This window comes from Kitasatospora sp. NPDC059146 (assembly GCF_042786665.1).
Lineage (GTDB): Bacteria > Actinomycetota > Actinomycetes > Streptomycetales > Streptomycetaceae > Kitasatospora.
The window spans coordinates 1-19121 of the sequence record NZ_JBHZCY010000060.1 but is presented as its reverse complement, the minus strand read 5'-3'; the positions used below and the strand labels follow the sequence as shown (position 1 = coordinate 19121).

Sequence of the window (19121 nt, the reverse complement as noted above, 5' to 3'; positions counted from 1 at the left end):
CGGGCTCAGCGGGCGAACTTCTGCCGCGCCGCCGGGGTGACGGGGGTGAAGAAGTTGACCAGGTTGCCGTCGGGGTCGCGGAACAGCAGCGACCGGTTGCCCCAGGGCATCGTGGTGGGACCGGCGACCACCTCGGTGAGGACGGCGGTCAGATTGCGGTGGACGCGGTCCACGTCGTCGACCAGGAACTCGGTGATCACGCTGTGGTTGTCCGCCGGGCGGGCCGAGCCGGGGGCGAACAGCGGGACGGTACGGGTGCCGGCGATCGCGAGGGTGGCCCCGCCGATCCCCAGTTCGGCGAAGTCCTCGGTGGCCCACACCGCCCGCACCCCGGTGACCTGCTCGTAGAAGGCGACGAGGCGGGCGACGTCGGCGGTGATGACGCGGATCGAGACGAAGTCCATGGGGATCTCCTTGGCTGAACCTGAAACGGGACTCGGGAACCTGCACGTCGCAGGCTAGGCGGGATACCGGACAGAACCGGTCCTCTATTCCGCCTAGGCTTCGACCATGCCCCGACCCACCGCCCGCGTACTGACCCTGCTGGAGCTGCTGCAGTCCGGCGGCACCCGGACCGTCGCCGAACTCGCCGACCGGCTCGGCGTCCAGGGGCGCACCGTGCGGCGGTACGTGGACCAGCTGAGCGAGCTGGGCATCCCGGTGGAGTCGGTGCGCGGCCGCTACGGCGGGTACCGGCTCGCCCCCGGGTACCGGCTGCCCCCGCTGATGCTCGGCGAGGACGAGGCGCTGGCCGTCCTGCTCGGCCTGCTCGCCGGCCGCCGCGCGGGCCTGAGCACAGCGGAGCGCACGGCGGGCGAGACGGCGGCGGCGAAGATCCGCCGGGTACTGCCCCAGCACCTCGCCCGCCGGCTCGACTCGCTCCTGGACGCCCTCGCCTTCACGGACCGGCCCGGCGAGTTCGACACCCCGGACGCCGAGGTCCTGCTCACCCTCGCCGACGCCGTCCGCCACCGCCGACCGGTCTCCCTCCACCACACCGGCCGCGACGGGCGCCGCACCGAGCGCACCCTGCACGCGTACGGGATCGTCGCCCACGCGGGCCGGTGGTACGTCACGGGCCGCGACGCCCTGATCGACGAGGACCGGACCTTCCGCCTCGACCGGATCGCGGACGCCCGCACCCTGCCCGGCTCCTTCGACGTGCCCGACGGCCCGGATCCGGCGGACCGCGTGCTGTCGGCGTTCGCCACGGCCGACTACCGGTACGAGGTGACGGTCCGGATCCACGGGACGGTCGGGCAGATCCGCGCTGGGCTCCCGGCGAGCGTCGCGCGCCTGGCGGACGACGCCGCTGAGGGCGTCGCCCTCCAGGACGACGCGACGGCCGAGCGCTGGCGGACTGTCGAGCTGCGGGCGGAGCGGCTCGACTGGCTGCCCGCCGTACTCGCCTCACTGGACCGGCCGTTCGCCATCGAGCGGCCCGACGAACTACGCGCCCTCGTCGCCGCCCTGGCCGACCGCCTCGCCTCCTACACCCGTGGCCAAGCCCCCGACCACGCCACCGGCAACACCACCGGCCACGCCTGAGCCGCGCGGGCCGGCAGCCGGTGAGGCCGAACTGCCGGTCGGCGCCGCTGCGCCGGCCACTCCTTCGTCTCCAGCCAGGCGGCCCGCTCATCGGCCAGGGTGCCCCACCACCAGGTGAACGGGGAGGTGGCGGAGTCCAGTTCCTCCCGCCACCGGTGGAGGCAGGGTCTGCCTCCGGTGCTGCGGCGGCGTTCCGATCAGGGACTCACCGTCACGGTGATGGTCTCGGGGTCGGCGGCGTTGTCCTGGTACACCGAGTCGCCGCTGTAGACGGCGGTGACGGTGTGGGTGCCTGCGGTGCGGAAGGCGGTGACCGTCCCGCCGGCGGCGCACCTGCCGAGGGAGAGGAACAGGCGTCCCGTGCCGAGGGCCGTCCCGGTGGTGGTGTCGGTGAACGTGACGGTTCCGGTGGGCCTGGTCGTGGAGCCCGCGCCGGGGCAGACGGTGTCGCTGAGCACGACCGGCGAACCGATCCGGGTGCTCCGGGGAATCGCGGTCATGGTCGTGGTGACCGGCTTGCCCACGGTGTAACTGATGATCACCTGGCCGTTCTGGTTCGCCGTCCCGATCGTCGAGGCCGCGTAGGACGTCCCGGTCCCCGACGGGGTCGCGAAGCTGCTCCCGCCACCACCACCGCCACCGCTCGCCAGGGTGCCGGTCCTGTTGACGGCAGCGCTGCCGCCGCCCCCGCCGGCGAAGTACCCGCCGCCCCCGCCACCCCCCGCACCGGTGGCAGTGGCGGCACAGCCGCCGTCGATCGCCCCGCCGGTGCCGCCGGTGCCGATCGCGGTACCGACGAACCCGCTTCCCGGCGCACCCGTCGTGGCGTTGCAGAACGCGACGGTGCCGGCCGCCCCGCCCGGACCACCCGTGTTCGTGCTGGTGCTGCCGCCGCCACCGCCCTGCCCCGGCGCGGCTCCAGGGCCGGTCGCGCTTCCCGCCGTACCGCCGGTGGCGTCGGGTGTCGTCCCGCCGTTGCCCCCGTCGCCGCCCTTCAGGCTGCCCCCGGTACCCCCGGCGGCACCGCCGCCCCCGGCGACCACCAGGAAGGAGCCCACGCTGACGCTGGACGCACCGCCCCCGCCCGGCCCTTCCGCCCGGAAGCCGGTGACCGGGATGCCCCCACCCGGAGCTCCGCCGTTGAACCCGCCGGCACCCCCCGTCCCCGTGCCGTTGCAGCCCTTGCCGCCCGCGCCGCCGACGTTGACGGTGACCGTCGTCGGGGCGGTGGTCTGCGGGAGGGTGGTGACGACCCGCGCCCCCGTCCCGCCCGTCCCCGTGACGGAACAGGAGGTACCGGTGTTGTCGCCGCCGCCCGCACCGTCGGCGGTGATCGTGACCACCGCCTGCGCCGGGATGGTGAGGCTCTGCGAGCCGCCGGTGAAGGCGAAGGTGACCACCGGGTCGGCCCCTCGGGTCCGCACCGGGGTGGTGCCCGGCGCGAACCCCGTCGCCGCAGCGGTCGCGGGGATCACCCCGGTACCGGCCAGCGCCACGCACACCCCTGCCACCACCCCGGCCCGCCACCACCGCGCACGAACGTGGACGCCCGCCTCTCCTGCGACGACGGGATGTCCTGGGGCGTGGTGTCCGATCACTGGTGTCTCCCGATGTGCTGGCTGGAGGTGGGGCTTCGGGGTGCTGGATCACGCGACCCGTGCAGCGGTGGCATCCCTGCTCCGGAGCGTGATCACCCGGCCCAGCGTGACGACCGGCCGGCCCTCGCGCCCCGATTGCTCCGACGGCGGCGTGCCGCACACCATCACACCGGGCGGCACCCGGCACCCGGCACCCGAACTCACCGAGCCGCGTACACCGGCGCCAGCGCGACGCCCCTCGGCAGGCATTACCGTCCTCAGCCATGACCGAGCCGACCTACCGACACGCCACTCGGGTGGCCTACGACACCGTTGCCGTCGACTACGCCCAACTCGTGCCACCCGCGTTCGAGGGCGACCTGTACGGCCGCGCGATGATCAGCACATTCGCCGAACTCACCCGGGCCGTCGACGCCGGGCCCGTCGCTGACCTCGGCTGCGGGCCCGGCCACGTGACGGCACACCTGCACTCCTTCGGGCTGACCGCGTTCGGCATCGACCTGTCGCCGGAGACCGTTGCCGTCGCCCGTCGCACGCACCCGGACCTGCAGTTCGACGAAGGGTCGATGACCGACCTGGACCTGCCGGACGGCACTCTCGGCGGCATCCTCGCCTGGTACTCGACCGTCCACACCCCTCCGGAGCTCTTGCCGGTGGTCTTCGCGGAGCGAGAGGCCCCGACAGGGCCAGCAGGCCTACCTCCTGGCCCGAAAGCCGGGGCAGCCGACAACGCCGCGTGGGACGAACCCGCCGATCTGCTTCCCGGCGACAGTATCGAGCGAGACCGGAGAACCGGATGCCCAGGGGTGACAACTCCAGCGACGCCGAGCTCGGACGCACAGCGCACGGCGAGGACGCCGCTCAGGCGCTGGTGTGGTATGGGGGTGGGGCCGACTCCCCACTCCTCGTTGCCTTGAGGATCACACCCTTGAGCTGGGCCGACGGGTGGTCGATCCGTGCGGAACGCCCTATCGCTCGACCGCGAGACGTACGCCCAGGCCGATGAAGACGCCGCCGGTCGCCACGTCGAGTCGGCGGCGCGCGGCCGCGCGCCGGTCGAGCCAGCCCCCGATCCGGCCCGCGAGCACGCCCACGGTGCCGTCGACCAGGAACTCGATCGCGATGAAGACCGCCCCGAGGAGCAGGAACTGGAGCCAGACCCGACCCAGGCCGGGGTCGACGAACTGGGGCAGGAACGCGATCGTGAACGTGACCATCTTCGGGTTCACCAAGTTGGTCAACAGCCCGCGAACGTAAGCGCGTCGGCCGGAGACCCCGTTCGCGCCCGCCGACTCGACCCGCTCCCGGCCGCGGTGGCGGATCGCCTGCACACCGAGGTACACCAGGTAGGCGGCGCCGGCCAGGCGCAGCGCGGTGAACGCGGTCGGCGCGGCGGCGAAGAACGCGGACAGTCCCACGGCGGCGAGCGCGATGTGAACGGCCTCACTGGTCGCGACCCCCGCGGTGGCGAGCAGCCCGGCACGGGCGCCGCCGCGGATCCCGCAGCCGAGGATGAACAGCATGTCCGGTCCCGGGGTGACCATCGCGACGAGGGTGGTGACGAGGAAGACGGCGAAGAGGTGCGGATCGACAGGCATGGGCCGATGCTCGTGCGGGCGTGGCAGCCCTGCAAGCGATATTCGTAGGTCGAGACGGAGGACCGGCGGCGAGGTGAAGGCCCGGTACCGCCGCATTCACGAATCCCGTGCGGCCGCACTGATCGGTAGGCTGGCGGCGACGGGGGCGGGGGCCGGCTCCGCGTCCGGCCGTGGACGGGGGATCACCGCTTTGCACTTCGCGTTGGCGTACCAGGACGAGGCCCGCTGCCCGGCCTTCCTCAACGGGTTGATCCACGAGGAGTTCTCGGACGACGGCCACGACCGGCCGATGCAGTACGCCTGGCACTACGCCACGGGCGACGCCCCGCTCGCCGACCTGCCGGCCGAGCTGTGGCTGATCACGAAGGACCGGGCCTACGACTTCGACTTCCACACGCAGTTCGACGGGCACGTCGTCAGCGGCGAGTTCCTGGCCCTGATGCGGGCCACCGACACCGGTGGCTGGCAGGCCGCGAAGCTGAACGTGGTGTCCAGCAAGGGCAGGCGGATCCCCGCGAAGGACTACTACTTCGTGAAGTTCCCCCGGACCGAACTGCTCAAGGTCGAGGACGTGGTCGACCTCGCGGGGTCGAGGATCGACTTCCGCCGCGACGGGCAGATCAAGAAGGTCTGGGAACTGCGCTTCGGGACGCCGCCGGAGCGCGACCTGTTCCTCTTCGACTCCATCCCGCTCCTCGGGGTTGCCTTCTGCTCGGAGAGGTTCGCCGAAGCCGCGCGGCGGTTCGGCCCGAGAGGAGTCACCTTCGTGGAGCTGCCGGACATCGGGACCGTCCAGAGCGCCTGACGCACTCGACGGCCGAGGAGTGGGAAGTCGGTGGGGCCGACGTCCCACTCCTCGGTGTTGTCCGGGTTCCGGGTTCCCTACTTCTTCCCCTCGCCGCAGAACTCGGCCTCCAGTTCCTTCGTGAAGACCGCGACCGGCCCCCACGCCTCGCCGTTCGCCCAGTCGCCGTTGACCTGGGTCGACATCATGTGGCGGCCGTCCCGGCTCCCGAACGTGTACGACCAGGAGCCGTTGATCGCCCCGCCCATCCCCCACACCTCGCCGCAGGACAGCGTGATCGAGCCGATTCCCAGGCCGTAGTGGGAGTTCGGGATCCACCCCGTGGGGCCTGCCTTCGGGTCCTTCATGGTGACCATCTCCGCCATCTGGGCCGGCGGCAGCAGCCGGCCGCCCAGCAGCGCCTGGAAGAAGGTGCTCAGGTCCCCCACCGTGGAGATCATGTCCCCCGAGCCGTAGCCCCAGGACGGGCTGAGCTCGGTGACGTCGTGGACGGGCAGCGTCGGGGCGTCGAACGGGCCGAGTTTGGAGTAGAAGCGGCCGTGCGGCCCCTGGATGCCGGTGTCGTCGGCGGCGGGCTCGTAGGTGCTCTTGAGGTGCAGGGGCTTGGCGAAGCGGTCGGCGATCTCCTGGGCGAGGCTGTGGCCGGTGGCCTGTTCGACGACCAGCGCGGCCAGCACGTAGTTGGTGTCGGAGTACTCCCAGCTGGTGCCGGGCGCGAAACTGGGCTTCACGCCGATGCCGATCCCGACCAGCTGGCGCGGGGTGAACCGGTCGAAGCGGTGCTGCAGGAAGGCCTCGCCCCGGAACTCCTTCGAAACCGTTTCGTCCATCGCGAAGTTGGCGATCCCGCTGGTGTGGTTGAGCAGCTGGCGAAGGGTGATCTTCGACCCGTCGTACCCGTTGCCGTCGACCAGGCCGGGCAGCCACTGCTCGACGCTGTCGTCCAGCGTCAGCTTCCCCTCGGCCTCCAGCTGGAGCAGCGCGGTGGCCACGAAGGTCTTGGTGGTGCTGCCGATCCGGAACCGGTCCTGCGGCTTGAACTTCTGCCCGGTGGCCAGGTCGGCGGTGCCGGACTGCCCGTACCAGGTCGAGCCGTGGTCGCGGACCTCGGCCGTGACCCCCGGCAGGCCGTTGACGGTGACCGCCTGGTCGAGCGCGGCCTGGAGTCCCTGGTGGCCGCCGTGCCTGGCATCGGGGGCGGCGGCGAGGGCGGCCGGGGCGGTGGCGGTCAGCAGGGCGGCGGCCACGGCGGTGGCGAGGCCGGTGGCGAGGGCGGTGCGGGTGGTGGTCTTCACGGTGGGTCCCCCTGGTCGGTCGGGCTTTCGTCGTCGGTGAAGAACGTACGGCCGAGTTCGAGGATCCATCAACATCTGATTGCTTCAACGCCAGCGTCACAGCAGGTCAGTGACGGTCAATCATTGCAATGACGATGCCGACGAATGCAAACGCGGTTGCAACCGCGCGGCCCGGATCCGGATACTCGTGCGAAGGCCCGAGGAGAGGAGCCACCCGTGCCGGGTGCCAGGCTGAGCCCGCAGGACCGTCTCGCGATCGCGACCGGTCTCGCCGAGGGACTGGACTACGCCGCGATCGCCCGGCTGATCGCCCGCCCCACCTCCACGGTGACCCGGGAGATCGCCCGCAACGGCGGGCCCGGCCGCTACCGCGCGGAGACCGCCCAGCGCGCGACCGCCCGCCGGGCCCGACGCCGGCCCGGCCTCGCCCGACCGTCCGGGGGCACCCCGGCCGCACCGGACGGGCGCGACCCGGCGGCCGTCGACGACTACGCCGGCCGCTTCGCCGACCTCCTCGTCCACATGGGACTGCCCCGCATGGTGGCCCGGGTGCTCAGCTGTCTGTACGTCACCGACAGCGGCAGCCTGAGCGCGGCCGACCTGGTGCGGCGCCTCGGTGTCAGCCCGGCCTCGGTGTCCAAGGCCGTGGGCTACCTCGCGGACCAGGGGCTGATCCGCCGCGAGCGGGACGGGCAGCACGGCCGCCGCGAGCAGTACACCATCAACGGCGACGTCTGGTACCGCTCGATGCTGGCCAGTGCCCAACGCAACGCCCTGCTCGCCGAGTTCGCCCGCACCGGCGCCGACCTGCTGGGCGCCAGCACCCCGGCCGGGCAGCGTCTCGACACGGCGGCGGACTTCCTCGCGGAGATCGGCACCGACCTCGTCCGCGCCGTGGAGCGCCGCCGCTCCGGCACCGGGCTGTCGTGAGGGGGGCGGACGCCGCCGTCCGCATCTACCAGGACGGTCTCACGGACGGTCCAGGTCCCGGCCCCGGGACGGGGACGGGGACGGGGACGGCGGGTAGTGGTCGGCGACGACGCGGGCCATGGCGCCGATGGGGTCCTCCGCGACGTCCTGTGCCGCGAAGAAGCAGTGGCCGCGGACCGTGCCGTAGTCCTGGGCCAGGGTGAGGTGGCGGGACAGTTCGGCCGGGTCCTGCCAGGCGGCGGGCTGGCCCGACGCGCCCGCCTTGTACAGGGCCTCGCCGAGGTAGAGGTCGACGCCGGTGCCCCTGGCCACCTCGTCCCACCAGGGCACCAGGACCGCGTAGTCGGCGGGGGCGAAGCCGATGTTCCAGTAGAGCTGCGGGCAGATGTAGTCGATCCAGCCCTCGCGCACCCACGTCCGGGTGTCGGCGTGCAGGTCGTCGTAGGCCTCGATGCCCGCCGTGGTCGCCGAGCCCCGCTGGTCGGTCGCCCGGTTGCGCCACACCCCGAACGGGCTGATCCCGAACCGCACCCGGCCGTTGGCCTCCTTGATCCGGGCGCCCGTCTCCCGCACCAGGAGGTCGATGTTGTCGCGCCGCCACGCGGCGCGGTCCGGGAAGTCCGCCCCGTACCGGGCGTAGGCCGCGTCGTCGTCGAAGCGCTGCCCGGCGACCGGGTACGGGTAGAAGTAGTCGTCGAAGTGGACGCCGTCGACGTCGTAGCGGCGTACGGCGTCGAGCACGGCGTCCTGCACGAAGCTGCGGACCTCCGGCAGGCCCGGGTTGTAGTGGAGCCGCCCGCCGTAGCTCACCACCCAGTCGGGGTGGACCCGGGCGGGGTGCGTCGGGACGAGCCGCGAGGGGTCGTCGTGGGTCGCGATCCGGTACGGGTTGAACCAGGCGTGCAGTTCCAGGCCGCGCTGGTGCGCCTCCTGGACGGCGGTGCCCAGCGGGTCCCAGCCGGGGTCCTGGCCCTGCACCCCGGTGAGCCAGGCCGACCAGGGCTCGTACGGGGACGGCCACAGCGCGTCCGCGGTGGGGCGGACCTGGAGCAGAACCGCGTTCAGCCGCCGCTCCTGCGCCTGGTCGAGCAGGGTGAGGAGCTCGGCGCGCTGGGCCTCCGCGGTGAGGCCGGGCCGGGAGGGCCAGTCCCGGTTGGCCACCGTCGCCAGCCAGACACCGCGGAAGTCCCGCGCGCCGTCCCGCCGTTCAGCCGTCGCCCGCAGGGGCTTCTGCTGCGGCCCGCCCCGGCCTGCGGCGAGCGCCGGGCCGGCCGCGGCCAGCCCTCCGAGTGCCGCCGCCGTGCCCGCGACGAAGCCCCGCCTCGTGATTCGCCCCATGTCGCACCCCTCGTTCGCTTCCGCTTCCCGCAGCTCGCTTGCCGCAGCTCGGCTGCCGCGGCTCGCTGCCCGTCGGTCCGGCCGCCCTGACGAGGGACCGGTCCCTGCGTGCCAGGAGCAACGACCCGGGGAGCGGGTGGGTACGGGCATGTCGACCCGATGGCCGCATCACCCCGGCCCGGAACCGGAACCGTCTCCGGGCCCGGGGCCGGAGACGGAGACGGCGGCAGCGGAGTCGACGGCCGCCTGCACCGCCTCCAGCAGCTCGACCAGGCCCTGGGCCTGCTCCCATTCGGCGGCCGTGTACGTCCAGACGTAGCGGGCCCCCGGCGCCTCCGGCCGGCCGTGCGCGATCTCCACCGTCCGCTTCCCCTTCCGGTCCGGGCCGGTGACGCTCAGGTGCAGGTACCGGACGTGGAAGCGGATGGGGTCACTGCCGAAGATCTCCAGAATCCGACCGTCGAACGAGTAGAACCTGTTGCCGCACGTGGTCGTGATCTCGTCGTTCATGGGTGGACCCTACGTGCGGTGACCATTCGTCACCAGGCTTTCGTCACACCAGACTTCCGTCACCAGCGGGGCATTGGTGATTCGTTGGCGGAACGTTGGCAGCCGTGACGAGCATGAGGCTCCCGGTGCCGGCCCGTTTCGCCCCACCGGAACGGGCACGGTCCGGTTCCCCAAGACCGAACACCGAGGGCCCTCGCGGCCCCACCGGGCCTCCCCCTGGTCGGCGCCGTTCGCATTCCGTAAGGACGTCGCAGCACCTCACGGCACGTCCGGCGCGCTTCGATGGACGGGTGGATTCCAAGCCCTCCGGTGCCCGGCGCCGCCTCGACCGCCCGCTCCCTCCCCCGCCCGACTCCCTGCGACGCGGCCCCTTCCGCGACGGCACGTTCACCTCCGCGCTGCACGAGCCGCGCACGGCCGTCGTGCTCGGCCGGTGGCTCGGCGCGGCCCTGCTGGTCTGCTTCCTGACCGGCCTGACCAGCCACCTCCTCCAGGACCCGCCGCACTGGCTCGCACCGCACCTGCCCTCCCGGCCCGTGGACGGCTACCGGATCACCCAGGGACTGCACGTGATCAGCGGCATCGCCGCGATCCCGCTGACCGGCGCGAAGCTGTGGACGGTCTACCCCCGGCTGTTCGACTGGCCGCCCGCCCGCAGCATGCTGCACGCCCTGGAGCGGCTGGGCATCGCCGTCCTGGTGGCGGCCGTGCTGCTGGAGCTGTGCACCGGTCTCCTGAACACGCTCCAGTGGTACCCCTGGCCGTTCCCGTTCCGCCAGACCCACTTCTGGCTGGCCTGGCTCGCGATCGGCGGCCTGCTGGTCCACCTGGCCGTCAAGGCACCGCTCGTCGCCCGGCACTGGCGCGCCCGGGGTACCCCGGCGGTGGCCGGGCGCCGGGGGTTCCTGACCGCCGTGGGAGCGGCCGTCGGCGCGGTGACGCTCACCACCGCCGGGCAGACCGTGCCCTGGCTGCGCGCGGTGGACCTGCTGGCCCCGCGCCGCCCGGGCCAGGGGGCGGGCGGCCTGCCGGTCAACCGTACGGCCGCCCAGGCCGGGACGGTGACCGTGCCCGCCGACTGGCGGCTGGTGGTCGACGGCCCCCGGCCGTTCCGGATCGGGCTCGCCGAGCTGCGCCGACTCCCCCAGCACGAGGCGGTGCTGCCGATCGCCTGCGTCGAGGGCTGGAGCGTGAGCGCCCGGTGGGGCGGGGTCCGGGTGGCGGACCTGCTGGCGCGGGCCGGGGCGCCGCCGGGAGCGGCCGTACGGGTCACCTCGCTGGAGGCCGAGGGGCCGTACCGGGTGTCCGAGCTGCCCGCCCCGTACGCCGCCGACCCGCTCACCCTGCTGGCGCTGCGGGTGGACGGCGAGGAGCTCAGCGCGGACCACGGCTTCCCCGCGCGGATCATCGCGCCGAACCGGCCCGGCGTGCTGCAGACCAAGTGGGTGGCCCGGATCGAGGTGCTGGCATGACCGCGCTCGCGACCTGGCTGCGCGGGGCGGCCCTGGCGGCCGGGCTGACGCTGACCGGCGTCGGCCTGTACGGGCTGCTCGACGACGCCTACGTCACCGAGCCCGCGGGGGTGCTGTGGTGGGCCGTCGGCGCCCTGGTCCTGCACGACGGGCTGTGGCTGCCGCTGGCCTGCCTGGCGGGCGCCGCCGTGGCGGCCGCACTCCGCGCAGCGGGCCCGGCCCTCCGCGCGCCAGGCCCGGCCCCCGGCTGGGTGCTGCGCGGCTGGCTGGTGGTGGCCGCCGCGCTGACCGCCGTCGGCCTGCCCGCCGTCCTGCGGGCGGGCCGCGACTCCGGCAACCCGACGGTGCTACCGCTGCCGTACCTGCGCAACTGGCTGCTCCTGCTGGCCGCCACCGCGCTGTGCGCGGCGCTGATCGCGCTCGCCCGACGGCGGCGACGGCACCGGCAGTTCCAGCGACGACACCAGCACCGGTCCGCCGGCTGAACTGCCCTCTCCGGCAGGCGACATGGACGCAGGACACCTTGTGTCCTACAGTGAACGAGGTGTCACCCGGTTGCGGCACGCCCATAGGAACACCCGCAGGCACAACCACAGGCACGCCAGCCGCACCTGACCGCACCCGACCGTACGCGACACCACCGCGTCACGTCACCGAGGAGAGCCACGGCCATGACCGACACCTTCGAGGCCGGCAAGTCCGAACTGGTGGAACTCGCCCACCACCGGATGCAGACCGCGATACCCGACAACGACTGGACGGTGCGCCAGAAGCTCGCGCTCACCTGCCGCATCCTGTTCGACGCCGGGCACGACTCCGGCCTCGCCGGGCAGATCACCGCCCGCGCCGAACGCCCCGGCACCTACTACACCCAGCGGCTGGGCCTCGGCTTCGACGAGATCACCGAGGACAACCTGCTGCTCGTCGACGAGGACCTCACCGTCCTGGAGGGCGATGGCATGGCCAACCCGGCCAACCGCTTCCACAGTTGGGTCTACCGCGCCCGACCCGACGTCAACTGCATCATCCACACCCACCCGCTGCACATCTCCGCGCTGTCCATGCTGGAGACCCCGCTCGTGGTCTCGCACATGGACATGTGCCCGCTGTACGACGACTGCGCGTTCCTGGAGACCTGGCCCGGCATCCCGGTCGGCAACGAGGAGGGCGAGATCATCTCTGCGGCCCTCGGCGACAAGCGCGCCCTGCTGCTCGCCCACCACGGCCAGTTGGTCGCCACGGGTACGGTCGAGGAGGCCTGCACCCTCGCCCTGCTCTTCGAGCGGGCCGCCAAGCTCCAGCTGCTGGCGAGCGCGGCCGGGAAGATCCAGGAGATCCCCGGCCTGCTCGCCCAGGAGGCCCACGACTGGATCTCCACCCCCAAGCGCGGCCAGGCGAACTTCGCCTACTACGCCCGCCGCGCCCTGCGCGCCGGCCACGGCGACGCCCTCACCACCCCGACCGCCGCACCCGCTACACGCACCGCACCCGCCGCACCCGCCCGGAAGGAGTCCTGACATGGCGACCACCCTGGAAGGGATCATCGCGTACCCGGTGACCCCGTTCTCCCGCACCGACGGCGGCCTCGACCTCGACGGGCTCACGGCACTGATCGACCGTCTGGTCGTCTCCGGCTGCCACGCCGTCGCCCCGCTCGGCTCCACCGGCGAGAGCGCCTACCTGGACGACCCGGAGTGGTACGCCGTCGCCGAGGCCTCCGTCTCCGCCGTCGCGGGCCGCGTCCCCACCGTCGTCGGCATCGCCGACCTCACCACCCGCAGCGCCGTGCGCCGCGCCCGCTTCGCCGAACAGGCCGGCGCGGACGTGGTGATGCTCCTCCCGCTCTCCTACTGGACGCTCGACGAAGAGGCGATCACCCGGCACTACACCGCCGTCGCCGACGCCGTCGGCATCCCGATCATGATCTACAACAACCCCAGGACGGCCGGGGTCGACCTCCCGCCGGAGCTCATCCACCGGCTGGTCCGGGACGTCGACAACATCACCATGGTCAAGGAGAGCAGCGGCGACATCCAGCGGATGCACCGCCTCACCCAACTCTCCGACGGCGCGCTGCCGTTCTACAACGGCTCCAACCCGCTCGCGCTGGCGGCCTTCGCGGCCGGCGCCAGCGGCTGGTGCACGGCCGCGCCCTGCCTGATCCCCGAACTCCCGCTGGAGCTGTACCGGGCGGTGCGCACGGGCGATCTGGACGCGGCCCGCGAGGTGTACTACCGCCAGCTGCCCGTCCTGCAGTTCCTGATGCGCGGCGGGCTGCCGACCACGGTCAAGGCGGGCCTCTCCCTGCTCGGCCTGGACGTCGGCGAGCCCCGGCCGCCGCTGCTGCCGCTGGCGGAGGAGCGCCGGGCGGAGCTGGCCCGGCTGCTGGCGGACGCCACCGGCTGAACCCCCGCCGGGGAACAGGGGAACCGGGCAACAGCGGCGCTCAGGGCAGGCTGGGGACCCGGTCCACGGTGCCGTCCTGCTCGTCGTGGATGACCACGAGGATGTGGGCCGGCTCCGGACCGGTGCTCCGGCAGCGGTGCGGCACCGCCGAGTTGAAGTACACGCTGTCCCCCGGTCCCAGCTCCACCGTCCGCTCGGGGAACTCCAGCTCCACCGCGCCCGCGTGGACGAAGAAGAACTCCTCCCCCGGGTGCGACTTGAACGGGGAACCGGTGGCGTCGGTCGGCGGGTACATCACGAACGGCACCATCCGCTTGCCGCTGAGGCCGGTCGCGATGCCCTCGTAGTGCGGGGCGCCGGGGCCGGCCCCGCCCGCGATCGGGGTCCGCTCCCCGGCGCGGACCACGGTCACCAGCTCCGGCTCGACCTCGTCCGAGAACAGCCGGCCGACGTCGACCCCGAGGGCGCGGGCCAGCTTGAGGGCGGTCGAGATCGACGGGTCGCTGAGGCCGCGCTCGACCTTGGAGAGGTAGCTCTTGGTGACGCCGACCTGCTCGGCCAGCGCCTCCAGGCTCAGCCGGTTCTGCTGCCTCAGCACCCGCAACCTGCTGCTCATGCGCCGCGCCACCCCTCACCTGCGGAACCGTCCGGGCCATCATCCCACCACGGACCCCGGCGCCCGGCCCCGGCGGTGCGTCACCCGGTCACGTCACCCGGTCACGTCACGCGGTCGGGGCTACGAGAGGACACTCCAACCCTGCCCCGCCGCAGCGCCGTTCGGCGCCGCGGTGGTCACCGTCGTGCCCGCCGCCCCGCCGCCCGCGTCGAGCGCGAGCCCGGTGGCCACGTTGGTGACGGTGAGCACCCCGGTCGCGGTGTTCCGGACGACCCGCCACTCCTGCCACGGGTTGCCCGGCGAGTAGTTCAGCAGGTAGGCGCTGCCTCCCGGCGAGGTGCCCGCCGCCAGGACGGTGTGGACGTGGGTGGCGGTGTCGCAGTTATCGCTGATCCGCACGGTGCCGTCCGGGTTGCCGGTGAAGATCCACTGCTCCGACGTGTGGGTGGGCCACCAGGTGTTGACGTCGGCGGCCGCGCCCAGCGGCGCGCTGCACGTGCCCGCGACCTCCAGCACCGGGCCGCCGGAGCCGCCCGTGCCCAGGGCGTGGTACTTGCCGTCGTCCACGACCGTCGCCGGGCCGGTCGCGGCCTGCGGGGTGAGCCGGTACATCGCGACGCCGTGCGCGGGCACCCAGGTGCCGCCGACCGCGGCGCTGCCGGTCACGGTGCCGGTCGCGCCGGACCACAGCTCCTTGTAGCCGAACCCGCCGGTCAGCCCCAGCGAGGCGAGGTCCGTGCCGATCGTGTGCGCGGCGGCCGGGTCCTGGTTGACCAGCAGGACGGCGGTGCTCCCGTCGGCCAGTTGCCGCTTGAGCACCACCGGCGCCGTGCTGCTCGTGGGCGCGGCGCCGACCAGGGTGGCGGGCTGGGCCAGCGCGTCCTGGTCGACGGCGACCACGTCCCGGTTCTCCAGGACCGCCAGGCTCGACGCGCCGATCCCGGTGGACCAGGTGTGGCCGCCGTCGGTGTGCTGCGACTGGGCGGCGGTCCGCAGGTCGGCCCCGGAGATCAGCGGGGCGGCGAGCATCGCGAGCACGGAGGTCTCGGTGCGCGACTCGTCGTCGGTGAACGGCTTGTGGCAGGTGCAGGTGTCGGTGGTGCCGTAGAGGCCGTAGACGTCGTTCCAGCCGGTGTACATCATGTCGAGGTCGTTCCAGCTGCCCGGGCGCACGTTCCCGGGGTAGCGCAGGGCCGTCTGCAACTGGCCGTTCCACAGCACGCCGTCGAGCTCGCTGTCCCGGTCCCCGCCGATCCGGCACAGGTTGGCCACCTGGCCGCACCAGACGCCCGTCGGGGCGTAGCCGGGCGCGCTGAACGGCGCCGTCCCCGCCGCCCGGACGACCGGGTCGGTGCGGGCCGGGTCCGCCGGGTCGAGGAGGTAGGGCACGCCGGTGTGGGCGGGCTGGGCGGAGACGCTGAGGGTGACCTTCGGGCGGCCCTGGGCGGCGGAGGCGGCGTCGAGGGCCCGCTGGAAGGTCTGGACGCGGGCGTAGACGGAGCGGGTGAGCTCCTTGCCCTCGCCCTGGGTCGCGTAGTCGTGGCCGTCCGGGCCGGTGATCTGCGGCCCGTACGGGCAGTCGTCGTACTTGACGTAGTCGACCCCCCAGGAGACGAAGTCGCCCGCGTCGGTGGCCTCGTGGCCGAGGCTGCCGGGGTGCATCTGGCAGGTCTCGTAGGTGTCCGTGGCGTAGAGCCCGAACTTCATGCCCTTGCCGTGGGCGTACTGGGCCAGGTACTGGATGCCGTTGACGGTCCGGCCGTCGACGGTCTGCGAGGGGAAGTGGTCGGGGCGCGGGACGAGGTGGCCGGAGGTGGGGTCGTTGCCGGTGCCGTCCGTCCCGGCGACCGGGTTCCCGGCGGTGTCGTACAGCTGCATCGAGCCGTACGGCGTCCGGACGAAGTCGGCGCTCTGACCGTCGCGATGCCAGAGCGACCAGCCGTCGTCGACCGTGACGGTGTTGTAGCCGGCCGCCACCAGGCCGTTGGCGGCCATGAAGTCGATGGTCTGGACGACCTGTTGCTCGGTGACCTCGGTGCCGAGGGAGTTCCAGGAGTTCCAACCCATCGGCGGGGTGAGGGCGTTGCCGTTGCCGAGCGCGGCGGCCGGGGTGGCCGCTCCGAGGGTGAGGGCCCCGAGGCCGGTCACGGCGAGGGCCGAAGCGAGCAGGGGTACCGCGAGGCGGCGTGGGAGAAGGCGCACGTGCGCTCCTGTGGGGGTGGTGGGGGTGCGTGGGGGGTGACGCTCGGTCAGGGGTGCTCTTGGTCGGGGGTGACACTCGGTCGGAATCGGGGGGACTGGCAGCCGCCCGTGCGCTTTCCGTTGACGGCTTCCGATGCGACATGTGAAATAACACATGTCACCGATCACATGGGTCAAGGCTTTTGCCGCGATTTTGAACGTTCAAATGCTCAGGTCCCCGTCAAGGAGCCCGCATGCCCCCCGCGCCCCGTGTCCGCGCCACCGCACTGCCGTCCGGCCTCGCCCTCCTCACCGCCCTCACCGTCCTCGGCGCCCAGGTCACCACCGCGACCCCGGCCCGGGCCGCCCAGGACACCCTGGTGGACGGCGGCGGCTACGTCCTCGGGGCGGCCCCGGGCGGCGGGTGCCTCGGGCCGAGGTTCGCCGAGGCCCGGCCCGGCACCCCGGCCGTCCGGGCCGCCTGTGAGGGCCTGTTGAGCCAGCGCTGGCAGCTGCGCCGGACCGGCGCCCCGCCCCCGGGAGCGACCGCGACCCCCGCCGGCTACCTCCTGGTCAACGCCGCGACCGGGCAGTGCCTGGTCGTCACCGGCCCCGCGCACCAACGGGCCCGCACCGCCGTGACCGAGGACTGCGGCAGCCACCCCGACCACGAACGGTTCGCCGTCTCCCCGGCCCCCGGCGGCGGCCACACCCTGACCGCCCTCGACGACGGCCAGTGCCTCACCGCGCCGCACGCCACGCCCGCCGACCACCCCGGCCGAACCGACCACTCCGACCGGGCCGACCTGCCGGTGCTGGCCCGCCGCTGCGACTCCGCCCCCGACCAGCGCTGGACCCTCACCCGCACCGAGCCGCTGGTCCTCGACAACCCCGGCTTCGAACAGGGCACCACCGGCTGGACGTTCACCGATCACACCGGCGTCGCCACCAACAACCCGCACTACGGCGGCCGCCTCGCCTACCTCGACGCGGGCCCCGACCACCGGGTGAGCCGGCAGCTCACCGCCGTCACCGCCGGGACGTACGACCTGTCCGCCTGGATCGCCACCGGCGCGGCCGGGGGCAGCTTCTCGGTGGCCGTCAACGGCACCGTCGTACGGTCCCTGACCCTGCCCGAACAACCCGTGTACGCCAGGTACACCCTCCCCCGCGTCACGGTCGCACCCGGCGACCGGATCACCCTCGCCATCGGCTCCGCCCCGTCCGGCTGGATCAACGTCGACGACGCGTCCGTGGCCCCCGCCGCCCCGAACGACCCGCGGATCAGCTCCTCCGACCCCGAGCTGGTGGCCCTGTTCGACTGGGCGAAGACCAAGGCCAACGGCTGGGTCCAACAGGCCGGCGCCCCCGGCGTGCTGAACATGGACGAGAACAACACCGGCGGCACCTCCACCGGCACCTACGACACCACCTACTGGGCCGGCTACCCTTTCCGCTCCGCCTTCTACAGCCGCGACTTCGCCCACCAGCTGGTCGGCGCCCACCTGCTCGGCCTCGACGCCCAGAACAAGACCATGCTGCGCGCCTTCGCCGCCTCCGCCACCGACCTCAACGGCGACTACCCGGTCTGGGCGCTCAACTTCGACGCCAGGACCAACGCCGCCATCGACTACCACGGCCCCACCAGCTTCGTCCGCGAGCTGCCCGCCCCCTTCGAACTGGTCCAGAAGACCGGCGAGGCCTACCAGTGGACCGGCGACCGCGACTACGCCGACGACCCGCTCCTCACCGACTACGTCCGCACCACCCTCGGCAGCTTCATCACCCGGCACCCCGGGCCGATCGACGACCACGGCGTCCCGATCCCCCAGGCCACCAGCGGCAGCATCTTCGCCGGCACCGCCGGCTACGCCGAGAACGCCACCACCGCCTACGCCGAGGCCGGCGACGCCCTCGCCTCCCAGTACCAGGCCTACCTCGCCGCCGCCACCCTCGCCGCCGCCCGCGGCGACACCGCCGGCGCGGCCGGGTACCGGCAGGCCGCCGACACCCTGCGGACCTACGTCAACACCACCTGGAGCACCGACCCGGACCACCCCGCCGAACTCGTCCACGGCTACGACACCCAGGGCCGCCCGGTCAGCGGCTGGGGCTACGAGACCAGCGTGCTGATGCCGATGAAGAAGCTCCTCGCCCCCGGCCCCCGCCTCGACGACTACCTCCGGTACATCGACACCCAGGAGTCGGGCCCCCAGGCCTCCGTCAACGCCGAGGCCCTCACCTACCTGCCCGACACCTACTTCGCCAACCACGACGGCGCCACCGCCTGGAAGTGGATGCGGCAGATCTACCGCGGTGTCGACCGGACCCACGCCAGCGGCCGGATGCTCAACGGCGACTACCCCGAGCTCCCCTTCACCCTGCTCGCCCAGACCGTCCAGGGCCTCCTCGGCGTCCAACCCGACGCTGCGGCCCACGCCCTGACCACCACCTCCCAGCTGCCCGCCGACATCGGCTGGGTCCAGGTCGCCGACATCCCCGTCGGCTCCGGCACCGTCACCCTCCGCCACGACGGGCAGCGCAGCAGCACCCTCACCGACACCGGCCCCGACCGCCTCACCTGGGAAGCCCGCTTCCCCGGCGCCCACACCACCCTCACCGTCGACGGCCACCCGCAGCCGACCCGCACCACGACGGTCGACGGCCGGACGTACACCACCGCCACCGTCACCCTCGCCCCGGGCCGCACGACCACGGTCTCGGTCAGCGACTGACCGACTGACCGGCACGCGCTGACCCGGCCGCAGCGGCGAGCGGCCGCAGGCGCCGAGGGGCCCGGCAGCGGCGTGGGTGACGCCGCTGC

17 protein-coding genes are annotated in these 19121 nt (G+C 73.3%); 9 read left to right on the top strand and 8 right to left on the bottom strand.

Annotation, left to right across the window (positions count from 1 at the left end):
* Positions 1-5: 5 nt before the first annotated feature.
* Complete coding sequence (locus ACFXPX_RS24255) at positions 6-404, bottom strand: VOC family protein (RefSeq protein ID WP_380643215.1); 399 nt, start codon at positions 402-404, stop codon at positions 6-8.
* Between the two features lie 106 nt (positions 405-510).
* On the opposite strand from ACFXPX_RS24255, the gene ACFXPX_RS24250 reads away from it, so the two are divergent.
* Entirely contained in the window at positions 511-1548 is a 1038-nt protein-coding gene (locus tag ACFXPX_RS24250; RefSeq protein ID WP_380643213.1) for a helix-turn-helix transcriptional regulator, read from the top strand.
* A gap of 197 nt (positions 1549-1745) precedes the next feature.
* Here ACFXPX_RS24250 and ACFXPX_RS24245 read toward each other — a convergent pair whose 3' ends face one another.
* Positions 1746-3044, bottom strand: a complete 1299-nt coding sequence (locus ACFXPX_RS24245; protein ID WP_380643211.1) for an Ig-like domain repeat protein — start codon at positions 3042-3044, stop codon at positions 1746-1748.
* A 365-nt stretch (positions 3045-3409) separates the two neighbouring features.
* Between ACFXPX_RS24245 and ACFXPX_RS24240 the strand changes: the two genes are divergently transcribed.
* Positions 3410-4063, top strand: coding sequence for a class I SAM-dependent methyltransferase (locus ACFXPX_RS24240; RefSeq protein WP_380643209.1), 654 nt, complete (start codon positions 3410-3412; stop codon positions 4061-4063).
* Between the two features lie 51 nt (positions 4064-4114).
* On the opposite strand, the gene ACFXPX_RS24235 is transcribed toward ACFXPX_RS24240, so the two are convergent.
* Positions 4115-4744, bottom strand: coding sequence for a LysE family translocator (locus ACFXPX_RS24235; RefSeq protein ID WP_380592170.1), 630 nt, complete (start codon positions 4742-4744; stop codon positions 4115-4117).
* 190 nt (positions 4745-4934) lie between these two features.
* On the opposite strand from ACFXPX_RS24235, the gene ACFXPX_RS24230 reads away from it, so the two are divergent.
* Positions 4935-5549, top strand: coding sequence for an Imm43 family immunity protein (locus ACFXPX_RS24230; RefSeq protein ID WP_380532921.1), 615 nt, complete (start codon positions 4935-4937; stop codon positions 5547-5549).
* 77 nt (positions 5550-5626) lie between these two features.
* On the opposite strand, the gene ACFXPX_RS24225 is transcribed toward ACFXPX_RS24230, so the two are convergent.
* Positions 5627-6844, bottom strand: a complete 1218-nt coding sequence (locus ACFXPX_RS24225; protein WP_380643207.1) for a serine hydrolase domain-containing protein — start codon at positions 6842-6844, stop codon at positions 5627-5629.
* 216 nt (positions 6845-7060) lie between these two features.
* Here ACFXPX_RS24225 and ACFXPX_RS24220 point away from each other — a divergent pair, with 216 nt between their 5' ends.
* A complete protein-coding gene (locus ACFXPX_RS24220) occupies positions 7061-7774 on the top strand; it encodes a MarR family transcriptional regulator (protein WP_380592164.1) in 714 nt (237 codons plus the stop codon).
* A gap of 39 nt (positions 7775-7813) precedes the next feature.
* Here the strand turns inward: ACFXPX_RS24220 and ACFXPX_RS24215 are convergent, their stop codons facing one another.
* Positions 7814-9112: a glycoside hydrolase family 10 protein gene (locus ACFXPX_RS24215; protein WP_380643205.1), complete on the bottom strand. Its 1299-nt coding sequence runs from the start codon at positions 9110-9112 to the stop codon at positions 7814-7816.
* Between the two features lie 168 nt (positions 9113-9280).
* Positions 9281-9622, bottom strand: a complete 342-nt coding sequence (locus ACFXPX_RS24210) for a hypothetical protein (RefSeq protein ID WP_380643203.1) — start codon at positions 9620-9622, stop codon at positions 9281-9283.
* Positions 9623-9978: 356 nt separating this feature from the next.
* On the opposite strand from ACFXPX_RS24210, the gene ACFXPX_RS24205 reads away from it, so the two are divergent.
* The 4 genes from ACFXPX_RS24205 to ACFXPX_RS24190 all read left to right on the top strand — a co-directional run bounded on the left by ACFXPX_RS24205 (position 9979) and on the right by ACFXPX_RS24190 (position 13500).
* Positions 9979-11094, top strand: coding sequence for a molybdopterin-dependent oxidoreductase (locus tag ACFXPX_RS24205; RefSeq protein WP_380643252.1), 1116 nt, complete (start codon positions 9979-9981; stop codon positions 11092-11094).
* The gene (locus ACFXPX_RS24200) at positions 11091-11579 is read left to right on the top strand and encodes a hypothetical protein (protein WP_380528692.1); all 489 of its coding nucleotides are present in this window, start codon (positions 11091-11093) and stop codon (positions 11577-11579) included. The genes ACFXPX_RS24205 and ACFXPX_RS24200 overlap by 4 nt, the downstream gene beginning before the upstream one ends.
* Before the next feature lie 186 nt (positions 11580-11765).
* A complete protein-coding gene (locus ACFXPX_RS24195) occupies positions 11766-12611 on the top strand; it encodes an aldolase (protein ID WP_380528690.1) in 846 nt (281 codons plus the stop codon).
* Between the two features lies 1 nt (position 12612).
* Complete coding sequence (locus ACFXPX_RS24190) at positions 12613-13500, top strand: dihydrodipicolinate synthase family protein (protein WP_380643201.1); 888 nt, start codon at positions 12613-12615, stop codon at positions 13498-13500.
* Positions 13501-13540: 40 nt separating this feature from the next.
* Here the strand turns inward: ACFXPX_RS24190 and ACFXPX_RS24185 are convergent, their stop codons facing one another.
* Positions 13541-14116 (bottom strand): helix-turn-helix domain-containing protein, encoded by a 576-nt coding sequence (locus tag ACFXPX_RS24185; protein WP_380643199.1) that lies wholly within the window; start codon positions 14114-14116, stop codon positions 13541-13543.
* Between the two features lie 120 nt (positions 14117-14236).
* Positions 14237-16318 carry an alpha-galactosidase gene (locus tag ACFXPX_RS24180; protein WP_380643197.1) on the bottom strand — a complete coding sequence of 694 codons (2082 nt, stop codon included), beginning with the start codon at positions 16316-16318 and terminating at the stop codon, positions 14237-14239.
* A gap of 233 nt (positions 16319-16551) precedes the next feature.
* On the opposite strand from ACFXPX_RS24180, the gene ACFXPX_RS24175 reads away from it, so the two are divergent.
* Positions 16552-19032, top strand: a complete 2481-nt coding sequence (locus tag ACFXPX_RS24175) for an RICIN domain-containing protein (protein WP_380643195.1) — start codon at positions 16552-16554, stop codon at positions 19030-19032.
* Positions 19033-19121: the final 89 nt, after the last annotated feature.

Excerpts from the sequence above, each read along its gene's own strand:
- ACFXPX_RS24255 (WP_380643215.1), bottom strand. The coding sequence starts at position 404 with ATGGACTTCGTCTCGATCCGCGTCATCACCGCCGACGTCGCCCGCCTC.
- ACFXPX_RS24250 (WP_380643213.1), top strand. The coding sequence starts at position 511 with ATGCCCCGACCCACCGCCCGCGTACTGACCCTGCTGGAGCTGCTGCAG.
- ACFXPX_RS24240 (WP_380643209.1), top strand. The coding sequence starts at position 3,410 with ATGACCGAGCCGACCTACCGACACGCCACTCGGGTGGCCTACGACACC.
- ACFXPX_RS24235 (WP_380592170.1), bottom strand. The coding sequence starts at position 4,744 with ATGCCTGTCGATCCGCACCTCTTCGCCGTCTTCCTCGTCACCACCCTC.
- ACFXPX_RS24215 (WP_380643205.1), bottom strand. The coding sequence starts at position 9,112 with ATGGGGCGAATCACGAGGCGGGGCTTCGTCGCGGGCACGGCGGCGGCA.
- ACFXPX_RS24210 (WP_380643203.1), bottom strand. The coding sequence starts at position 9,622 with ATGAACGACGAGATCACGACCACGTGCGGCAACAGGTTCTACTCGTTC.
- ACFXPX_RS24200 (WP_380528692.1), top strand. The coding sequence starts at position 11,091 with ATGACCGCGCTCGCGACCTGGCTGCGCGGGGCGGCCCTGGCGGCCGGG.
- ACFXPX_RS24195 (WP_380528690.1), top strand. The coding sequence starts at position 11,766 with ATGACCGACACCTTCGAGGCCGGCAAGTCCGAACTGGTGGAACTCGCC.
- ACFXPX_RS24190 (WP_380643201.1), top strand. The coding sequence starts at position 12,613 with ATGGCGACCACCCTGGAAGGGATCATCGCGTACCCGGTGACCCCGTTC.
- ACFXPX_RS24185 (WP_380643199.1), bottom strand. The coding sequence starts at position 14,116 with ATGAGCAGCAGGTTGCGGGTGCTGAGGCAGCAGAACCGGCTGAGCCTG.
- ACFXPX_RS24175 (WP_380643195.1), top strand. The coding sequence starts at position 16,552 with ATGCCCCCCGCGCCCCGTGTCCGCGCCACCGCACTGCCGTCCGGCCTC.